Source organism: Methylobacterium sp. WL116 (assembly GCF_008039455.1).
Classification (GTDB): Bacteria; Pseudomonadota; Alphaproteobacteria; order Rhizobiales; family Beijerinckiaceae; genus Methylobacterium.
Genome location: NZ_VRUV01000805.1, coordinates 1 through 1,448, shown reverse-complemented (window position 1 = coordinate 1,448; position 1,448 = coordinate 1). Strand labels below are relative to the sequence as shown.

2 protein-coding genes are annotated in these 1,448 nt (G+C 73.0%); both read left to right on the top strand.

The annotated features are described in order from the left end of the window. Positions 1–144 precede the first annotated feature (144 nt). Positions 145–642: a (2Fe-2S)-binding protein gene (locus tag FV223_RS27505; RefSeq protein ID WP_147729860.1), complete on the top strand. Its 498-nt coding sequence runs from the start codon at positions 145–147 to the stop codon at positions 640–642. Continuing rightward, the coding region (locus tag FV223_RS27500; RefSeq protein WP_147729859.1) for an FAD binding domain-containing protein at positions 639–1,448 on the top strand (810 nt) is incomplete at its 3' end. The genes FV223_RS27505 and FV223_RS27500, both read left to right, overlap by 4 nt.

Genomic DNA, 1,448 nt, shown 5'->3' with positions numbered 1-1,448 from the left:
CTCATGCCTTCGCGGATCCGCTCGGGATCGGTCCCCCCCTGCCCTCGCCGCGCGAAGGTCCGTCCCCTGGCCTTCGCACCGCACGATCCTATCTGGTTTCATTCCAAGCTGCGCCATCCCAGCTGCGCCATGCCCGGAGATCGCATGATACCTCTCAGGCTCACCGTGAACGGCACGGTGCGCGAGGTCCTCTTGGAGGATCCCCGCGTGACCCTGCTCGACCTGCTGCGCGAGCGCCTCCATCTCACCGGATCGAAGAAGGGCTGCGACCGCGGCCAGTGCGGCGCCTGCACGGTGCTGGTCGACGGCCGGCGGATCAACGCCTGCCTCGCGCTCGCCGTCAGCCTCGACGGCGCCTCCGTCACCACCATCGAGGGGCTGGCGGACGGCGACGCTCTGCATCCGGTGCAGGCGGCGTTCATCACGCATGACGGCTTCCAGTGCGGCTTCTGCACGCCGGGCCAGATCATGAGCGCGGTCGGGCTGATCACGGAGGGGCAGGCGGGGACCGATCCCGAGCGGATCCGCGAAGGCATGAGCGGCAACCTCTGCCGCTGCGGCGCCTATGCCGGCATCAGTGAGGCGGTGCTGGCCGCGCAGGGCGCCGGCGACGGCGCGGCGATCCGGGAGGACGCGGCGTGAACCTGTTCGACTACACCCGTCCCGCCAGCGTCGCCGAGGCGATCGCGGCGGCGCAGGCGCCCGGAGCGGCCTATCTCGGCGCCGGCACCAACCTGCTCGACCTGATGAAGGGCGGCGTCGTGACGCCGGCCCGCCTCGTCGACGTCACCCGCCTCCCCGGCCTCGACCGGATCGAGTTCCTGGACGACGGCGGCGTGCGCATCGGCGCGCTGGTGCGCAACAGCGACCTCGCCCACGATCCGCGCTTCGCCAAGACCTATCCCGCGGTGGCCGAGGCGCTTCTCGCGGGCGCCTCGGCGCAGCTGCGCAACGCCGCGACCGCCGCCGGCAACCTGATGCAGCGTACCCGCTGCCCGTACTTCGCGGATGCCACCTCCCCCTGCAACAAGCGCGCGCCGGGCTCGGGATGCGCCGCGATCGGCGGGGCGACGCGGCTGCACGCGGTGCTCGGCTGGAGCGAGCACTGCATCGCCACCAACCCATCGGATTTCTGCGTGCCGCTGGCGGCCTTCGACGCCGTCGTCGAGATCGAGGGCGCGGGCGGCCGGCGTGCGGTGGCGCTGGTCGACTTCCATCGCCTGCCCGGCGATGCGCCGGAGCGCGAGACCGACCTGGCGCCGGGCGAGCTGATCGTCGCGGTGCGCCTGCCGCCGGAGGCGGCCGGGTTTTCGGCCCATGCCCGCTACCTCAAGGTCCGCGACCGCACCTCCTACGCCTTCGCGGTGGTCTCCGCCGCGGCCGGCCTGCGCCTCAACGGCGACCGGATCGGCGAGGCCCGCCTCGCGCTCGGCGGGGTGGCGCTGAAG

Bases quoted from the DNA above. Each gene is read 5' to 3' on its own strand.
- FV223_RS27505 (WP_147729860.1), top strand. From the start codon at position 145: ATGATACCTCTCAGGCTCACCGTGAACGGCACGGTGCGCGAGGTCCTC.